This is a genomic window from Paenibacillus sp. MMS18-CY102 (genome assembly GCF_009789195.1).
Lineage (GTDB): Bacteria > Bacillota > Bacilli > Paenibacillales > Paenibacillaceae > Paenibacillus_T.
The window spans coordinates 168571-176360 of the sequence record NZ_WSTC01000011.1 but is presented as its reverse complement, the minus strand read 5'-3'; the positions used below and the strand labels follow the sequence as shown (position 1 = coordinate 176360).

The window sequence follows — 7790 nt, the reverse complement described above, 5'->3', positions numbered from 1 at the left end:
CGATACTAAATAATAAAGCACCATGATGCGCGGAAGCTTCCATTCGTGAGCCTTCGAAGTTGCGGTTCGAAGTCGATGCGCAGCAGCGGCGTCTGCGGCGAGCCGCTGCGCGAGCGCCGCGAGCTGCGCCAGCGCGGCTGCGCGCGAGCCGAGTGCGGCCAGATCCGCCTCAGCCGCGTGCAGCAACGCTGTGCTTTCGCGGCCTGCGGATGCCGCGATTTCATCGATCAGCGGCAAAACCTGCTGCCGATATGCCGATTTCGCATCCGTTGCAATATCACGGCTATACGTCATTGTATATTCATTGCTAAACGATGCCCCTGCCTTCACCCGATCAATGAGCCATTGCGCAGTGGGCGACCATTCGGCTGCTTTCAAACGTTCAGAAATCGCTTCATCAGATAGCCCCGCTTGATCAGCGGATTTGCGCAGCAATTCAATGACATGCCATTCAATGGCCGACTTTACGACCGCCTCGAATTCTTCACGGAATTGCTCGGCTCGCCGTTCTTTCTCCGCTGCCGTTTTGCCGCCTGCGAACAATAAGCCCATCTTGAAGCCCGGCTTGCGGCTCTCTAAGAAAGCATGCGCCGTATCGCGAAGCGCCGCCGGCGTTACGATTGCATTATCAAGCAGCGATTGCAATTCCGCCCGCAGCGCTAACCGTACCCGCTCAGGCTCCTCACGCAGTTCCCGCACCCGTTGTTCCAATGCGCCAATCGTAGCCCGCAACTCCTCTGCGCCTGCTTCTCCGCCAGCAGCTTCCAATAGCTTCGCCCGTTCCGGCTCGGCTAGCTCATCTTGCTGCTTCGCATGGACATTCACCAAATGGCGAACAGACGCCGCTACGCTCCAATCCGCCAGCCCTTCACGCAATACAGCCAGTTTGCGCAGCAGCCCCAGCAAGGATTCAAACTCATTATGCGCATGCTCTGGCTCCCGCATCGTCACGTACAATATGCCAGCCGGCTCCAAATGCCAATTCGCAAAAGCCTGCTCGACGCTCGAACGGTATTCCGCAAATGGCAGTTCGCGCTCACGGTGTTTATCGATTTGGTTGACGATCAAATAAAGCGGCTTGCCCCAGTCCTTCAATTCTTTGGCAAACGTAAAATTAATCTCAGACTGAACATGGTTATAATCCATGACGTAGAACACAACATCTGCGAGATGAAGGGCAGATTCCGTCGCCTGCTTATGCGCGTCATCAGTCGAGTCAATCCCTGGCGTATCCAGCAAAATAATATCGTCGCCCAGCACTTCAGCCGGATATACGATATCAACCGTCATATATTTGGCCCCATCGATACAATAACGATTGAGATGCTCTAGCTCAGAAGTCGGCAGCTCAATCGTCTCGACCTTGCCATCCTCACGCACTTGATCAATCGTCACCGATGCGCGCTCGCCACCTCGAATCGATACCACATTTGCACTCGTCGGAATCGGGCTCGACGGCAACAGCTTTGCACCGCATAACCGGTTTACTAACGTCGATTTCCCTGCCGAGAAATGTCCACAAAAAGCGACAGTTAGCTTCCCATTCGCCCGCTTCGCAGAAAGCTCTTTCAGCTTCGCTGCCGTGTCTTCATCTCCGGAACGTTTTACAGCTTCCCTTACGCTCTCTATGGATCGAATCCATTCATTCGTGACCGTTTCCATCATGCGACTCATCGATTTCTCCCACTTTCTCTTCTGTTGCACTCCCAGTGCCGTCCGCCTTTAAGGCGTCTCTCTTCTCCCATGGTCAAACATAACGCGTGATTATCCTTGTTTCGCTTTCGCCTTCGAGCCTGTTGCCGTTTTCTTGCTTACGCGCGAACTAGCCGCAGGCTTCATTCGGCGAGCGCCTTCTTTACAAATATCCAGCAGCGGGCAAATCTCGCATTTGGGCTGTTGCGCTTTACAATGATACCGTCCAAAAAAAATTAACGTATGATGTGTCTGTGTCCATTCCTCACGCGGAACAAGCTTCATGAGCTTCTTCTCCACCTCAAGCACGGAATCGTCCGGCTTCGCGATGCTAAGCCGCTTCGATACCCGTTCAACATGCGTATCCACCGCAATCGCGGGCACGCCAAAAGCATTCGAAACGACGACATTCGCCGTCTTCCGCCCAACGCCCGGCAGCTCAGTCAGCTGCTCATGCTCGCGCGGCACATCGCCGCCATATTTATCGATGACAAGATGGCATAGCTTCTGAATGTTAGACGCTTTGCTTCGGAACAAGCCAATTCGCCTAATATCCTGCTCCAGCTCTTCCAGCGGAACTGCGATATAGTCCTCCGGCTTTTTATATTTTTGAAAGAGCGACTCCGTTACTCGGTTTACCGTTTCATCCGTACACTGTGCTGACAGTAACACCGCAATAGTCAGCTCAAACGGATTGCTGTGGCGCAGCTCACAATGCGCATCCGGGAACATCTCCGTCATGTCGTCTAGTATACGGCGCATTCGTTCCTTCGCTTTCATTCTGCTCTCTCCCCGATATTTCTCTATTGATCAAAAGTGTAGCGAAAAATGTCAGCCGGCGCAACCAATTTGCCACTAATTCCCTGCACTTTAGGCGGATTTCACTCCGAATAGCTTACTCCACATTAGCGCCCATCCCCTAGTGAACCAAAAGAAGCAAAAAACTCTTGCCAACCGCCATCATGAGATGGCAATCAACAAGAGCTCTGCTACCCTGTATTTAACGCTTTTCAATCTCGACAAGCTTCCCGTCATACGTGTAGAAAATGAGTGCATCCCCATCCGTAAGCGACTGAGGCGTAATCGACTTGCCATTAGACGTTAAAGCAACACCTGCAAGCGAGAACTTGTAATTTTCGTCTGAAACGCTGGCGCGCTTCGTCTGCAGCGTATTCGTCGAAGCTTCATATTTCCAGAACTTTTTGCTTTCTGTTGCAAATACCGTGATGAGGACATTGCCTTTCGTATCCTTCCGCACCTCCGCACGATCGCCTACTGCCAATGCGCTGTAGGTATTCGAAACGGTGCCGTTTCTTACGATGGAATATCCAGTCCCAAGCGGCAACGCTGTGGCCCGTCCACTATAATCTTGAATCGTTACCTGGTTGGCATCAATGCCTGTTACCGCACCTGCTGTAACCGGCACACGTTGTAACGATACTGGCGATTTGCCACTAAAGGTAGCATTCACGACATTGCCAACAGCGAGATTGCCACCGGAAATTTTGTTGCCTGCCTCATCGAGCAATTCAGTGCTATACATGCTATATTCCGCCAGAGTTCCGTCCTGATCCCGCAACGTTACCCGATAAGTGGTTGTATTCACAGCAGCAACTTTAAGCTGTTGCGTGCGCTGTACATAGATGCCAACGACTTTATCTTGGTCTTGGTTCATCGTCGCTGTCACCATATCGCCAACCTGCACATCGGACAAGACAGCTGATGCCTTGCCATATACTTCAACAAATGGCGATTGCATCGTTAAGGTCAGCAGATTGCCTGAGCCTACCGAAAGCGTCAGCTTCGAAGTTGTTGCATTTACTGAAACGACTGTACCCGAGTAACGATAGGATAGCTGAAGCTTTACAATCGTATCGCCAGTGTAGCTTACTGTCACTTTGCGCCCTTGCGTGAACAGGCCAGCCGTTACTGCCGCGTCCAACGTATAAGGTACGCCATTGAATTCGATTATGCTTGAGGTGTTGAACATCAACGTTTTTAGTGTACCCGTGCCATCAACGAACGAGAGCGCTTTATACTTCGCATCGTAGTTACGAATCTCAACGCCAGCCGCCATTTCGACTTTACGGTTCGTTACCGTAACACTCGTCACTTGGTCCGCATCGTTTATTTTCAAGTCAACTGCGTCACCTGGCTTCAGATCCGTTAATACGGCGGTCGGAAGGCCTTGAATATTAACAATCGTCGAATCCGTAAGCGGCTTCGTTACATATTTGTTATCTTTCATATACGTAATCGTTCTAGCGTCCGAATTGTAGTACACGCCTGTTTCCGTTCGCGATGCAGATGCGCTTACCTCGACACGCACAATAATGCCGTTTTTCACGACGTATGAAATCGTATCGCCTTGCTTCAGCTCGCTTAAAGATTTAAGCAACGTGTTGCCTGTAACAAGCACGGCATCGGGCGCAACATTCCACGTCTCGCTCTTGCCACCCTCGGCCGCAATCGTTAATGCTGATGCATTGACAGATTGTATCGTGCCTTTGCCTGATTTATTAACAGGGGCATTCACGATCTGAATAGAGACCGCAAGCGGTGTTTTCCGGAACGTATCTCGCGTCACCTTCACCGAAGCATCTGTCGTCAATGCTGAGAGCTCAAGCTTGTTGCCGTTTTCGTCCAACACTTGCAGCGAGTCATCATATTTGATTTCAACAGGTTCATCGCCAATCCACACATACATTTTCTGGCTTGCTGGAACTAACCGCACAAACGAACCGCTAACCGTTTCGACTTGCGGCTGCGTATCCGTCAGCTCGACATATAACGCTTTGCCAGCTTTCGCAATGACGTACGCATGCGCATATTGGACCATTCCCGATTCAGTCGACAACTGCTCGGAATCCGAACGGGCATAGATGGTATCAGAACTTGCTGTAAAGGTTGTTAGGCCAGCGTCAGTGTATAATCCAACCGTTCCATCGCCTAATTTAGTGAGAATGCCTGCTGTTTGCCCCTCGTACGCAATCGGGTATTGGCTTTCTGCCCGGCTGAGCAGTGTTGCCATCATCGCACGGTTAACTGCACCCTTCGGGTCAAACTTATTCCCCGCTAAACCATTAACCAATTGCAACGATACAGCCGCATTGATGTACCCTGTATATCCGCTGCCGATTGATGCTGCATCAGTGAACGAAACAGGAGCATTCGCTTGCGCTTTTGCATCCGCACTTTTGCCGATTGCATTCACGATCAGCTTCGTTACCCATTCACGCGTTGCTTTGCTGCTTCCCCATGGCGAACCTTTTTCAGCATCGGCTAATTTGAATTGCTCGTTTTGCTCGATTAGCCCTTTTTCAATAGCTAGTACAACGTAAGGTACATAATAATTATCGACTTTAAATGAGTCCGGAAATACGACAGCTTCATTCCGGTTAATTTGACCCTCTAATCCAGCGAACCGAATCGCCATGACGATTGCTTCTTCCCGCGTCACATTGTCAGCTGGACGAAATTTGCCATTATTGCCGAGGATGATGCCTTGGAATGCAAGTTTGGAAATGTGTTTCTCCGCCCAATGCTCTGACTTCACATCAGAGAATGGCGTTTTCTGCTGCACAGTGCTAGTTGCAGTTGATACGACAGCAGTCGAGCTTGGCGATATGTCCTCTGCGGACACGGTACCGCCTGCCGCTAACGATAGAGCGATTAGCCAAGCAGTTGCTTTAATCGATTTTGGATGATAAATCATGAACGAGCAGCCTCCCCTGATCCTTGCAACGTATAACCTAGTTACTCTGAAGATGCCTTACTTAACGATCGGATGCGGTAATTCTTCATGGCCCATTAGGCTATCAAGTGCTTGTCCATCAACTAGAATATCGATAGAAGTTACCTCATCGAACTGGAATAATGTTTTCTTCAATGCTTCCAGCGCCATTACTTCCCCTGGCGCGCCGAACCGCGCCTCCTCTGGAATATGAAGGTCAATCGAAACCGCGCCATCCTTGAACCCCGAAGACAGCACTTCTACTTTATTCCACAATGACACGGCATTTCCTTGTGCTTCGGATTGAAGCGCTTGTAATGTTGCAGTAATTTTCTCTGAATCGTTAGCAAAAGTAATGTCGCGGTTTTGCTCCACAAGCACGGACAAATCACTGTCCGAATAATACACATGGATCGTCGCTTGCTTCTTTTCCGCAACAGCCTCGCTCGGGGACTGCGCCTGCTCTTGCTTTTGTTCCTGTTGTTGGCCATTTGAGGACTCTTCACCGGATGGCTTGCCGCTTGCTCCACATCCAGCAAGCAAAGCTAGCAGCAATGCTCCTGCAATCAGCAAACTTGTTTTTTGACGCAAATGAACCATTTCCGCTCACCTCATTTATTGAAGCTTCAGTTGTTCTTTAATGCCCGACACAATAGCTTGGGCAATCTTATTTTGAACCTCATCATCGAACAGCACCTTAGTATCTAAAGCGTTGGACAAGTAACCAGATTCTAGCAAAATAGCTGGCATCGTCGTTTCCCGGATAACTTTAAAGTTGCCGCTGCGGACACCATTGTCTTTTAATCCCGTCGCTTTGATTAAATACTTGTGCATGATTTGGGCAAAAGTCTTCGAGTCTGCACGATAGTAATAGGTTTCCGTTCCAGTCGAAGTCGCCGTAAAGCTGTTTGCATGGATTGAGACGAATGCATCAGCTTTCAGATCGTTAGCAATCTTAACGCGGTCACCTAGCTCAATAAACGTATCGTCCTTGCGCGTGTAAGTTGTTTGAATCTGCGTTTCTTTATCAAGCAGTGCCTTAACTTTCAATACGATGCTTAAGTTAAACGTTTTTTCTAATTTTCCTGATGCGCTGCTCGCGCCAGGATCTTTGCCGCCGTGCCCGCCATCAATGACGACTTTAAATGTCTTCTTAGCCGGAGGCGCAGTAGTGCCGCCCCCTGTTGGAGGTGTAACAACTGGTGGCGTCACCGATCCAGTAGCATCCAATACGTCAATTCGAATGCGTCCCGTTTCTTCATTAACCGTATAATTCACAGGGCCTTTGAGATCAAGGACGATGCGAAGCGTCGTTGGCTTGTCCGGCCCGACAGCGTAACGGACTTTCGTAAGTGACTCATGGGAATCAACAACAATGCTGCCCGGTAGCAAATCGGCTGCGAATGCCGCATTCGGCAGATCAACGACGATACGGTCAGGTCCCGTAAGCGTAAATGCTTTATTCGGCTTAATGACGCCATCGTAATCAATTGTAACGCTGGACATGCCATCGAATTGAACAGCTTTCACAGTCCCTTGCACATTCTCGGGCAGCGTAGTTTCTGTACCGCCTGAACCATTGGTTCCCTCTTGGCTTCCAGAACCATTCGATCCGCTGGATCCTGGATCCGTTGCTGGGTCCGTACCTGACGAAGGTGTGTCGGGATTCGTAGCGCTTTTGTACAAATGAACAGCTTTCGTCGGCTGGTCATAAAACACTTGAAGCCCCAAGCTTTCGGCTACAAACCGGATCGGCACAAGCGTCACATTATTGTAGACCTTGGCAGATGTTTCCAGAGAAACTTCATTCCCATTAACAGTTGCGACTTGCTTGTCGACAGTCAGGGCGATAGCGGTCAGATCATCATTAATATCAACCCGCTTATCCGTTTGACTCCAAGTGACGTGATAACCAAGACCCTCCGCTACTACCCTTACTGGCACTAACGTCGAGGAGTTGTAGATGCGAGGCTCCTCTTTCGTTTCCAACTGCTTGCCGTTCAGGTACAGCTTTGGCGCGACGGAAGCTGCTTGTCCAACAACCGGAAATAATGACATGACAAACGACAGCAACATGATGGCGACAACTAGCTTTCTCATCTTTCACCTCGAACTAGAATTTTGGATTGCCCGTCACGAGTTGCGTCTCCCAGACGCAATTCGACTTTTACAGACGAAATATAAGACGCGATTCGACGGAAAAAGTTGCGTTTTCAGGAGAAATGTTCACGAGAATCCAATGAATTTTACAGAGTAACGGTTTTGTAACTTTTTGAACCAGGGTGGCACGTATACTAATTTTCATTAGCAGCATTAACAAATGAAATGAAGATCGAATGTAACGATCAGAAAGGCAGAATGACCA

5 protein-coding genes are annotated in these 7790 nt (G+C 49.6%); all 5 read right to left on the bottom strand.

The window, feature by feature from the left end; all coding sequences use genetic code 11:
* The coding region (locus GON22_RS10535; RefSeq protein WP_237179099.1) for a dynamin family protein at positions 1 to 1674 on the bottom strand (1674 nt) is incomplete at its 3' end.
* Positions 1675 to 1764: 90 nt separating this feature from the next.
* Positions 1765 to 2472 (bottom strand): endonuclease III, encoded by a 708-nt coding sequence (gene nth / locus GON22_RS10530; protein WP_160396052.1) that lies wholly within the window; start codon positions 2470 to 2472, stop codon positions 1765 to 1767.
* 220 nt (positions 2473 to 2692) lie between these two features.
* The gene (locus tag GON22_RS10525; protein WP_160396051.1) at positions 2693 to 5407 is read right to left on the bottom strand and encodes an S-layer homology domain-containing protein; all 2715 of its coding nucleotides are present in this window, start codon (positions 5405 to 5407) and stop codon (positions 2693 to 2695) included.
* Between the two features lie 57 nt (positions 5408 to 5464).
* Positions 5465 to 6025 (bottom strand): GerMN domain-containing protein, encoded by a 561-nt coding sequence (locus GON22_RS10520; protein ID WP_160396050.1) that lies wholly within the window; start codon positions 6023 to 6025, stop codon positions 5465 to 5467.
* A 15-nt stretch (positions 6026 to 6040) separates the two neighbouring features.
* Positions 6041 to 7525 carry an N-acetylmuramoyl-L-alanine amidase family protein gene (locus GON22_RS10515; RefSeq protein ID WP_160396049.1) on the bottom strand — a complete coding sequence of 495 codons (1485 nt, stop codon included), beginning with the start codon at positions 7523 to 7525 and terminating at the stop codon, positions 6041 to 6043.
* Positions 7526 to 7790: the final 265 nt, after the last annotated feature.

What these genes read in the sequence shown, in the direction of transcription:
- nth (WP_160396052.1), bottom strand. Translation starts at nt 2,472, where the DNA reads ATGAAAGCGAAGGAACGAATGCGCCGTATACTAGACGACATGACGGAG.
- GON22_RS10525 (WP_160396051.1), bottom strand. Translation starts at nt 5,407, where the DNA reads ATGATTTATCATCCAAAATCGATTAAAGCAACTGCTTGGCTAATCGCT.
- GON22_RS10520 (WP_160396050.1), bottom strand. Translation starts at nt 6,025, where the DNA reads ATGGTTCATTTGCGTCAAAAAACAAGTTTGCTGATTGCAGGAGCATTG.
- GON22_RS10515 (WP_160396049.1), bottom strand. Translation starts at nt 7,525, where the DNA reads ATGAGAAAGCTAGTTGTCGCCATCATGTTGCTGTCGTTTGTCATGTCA.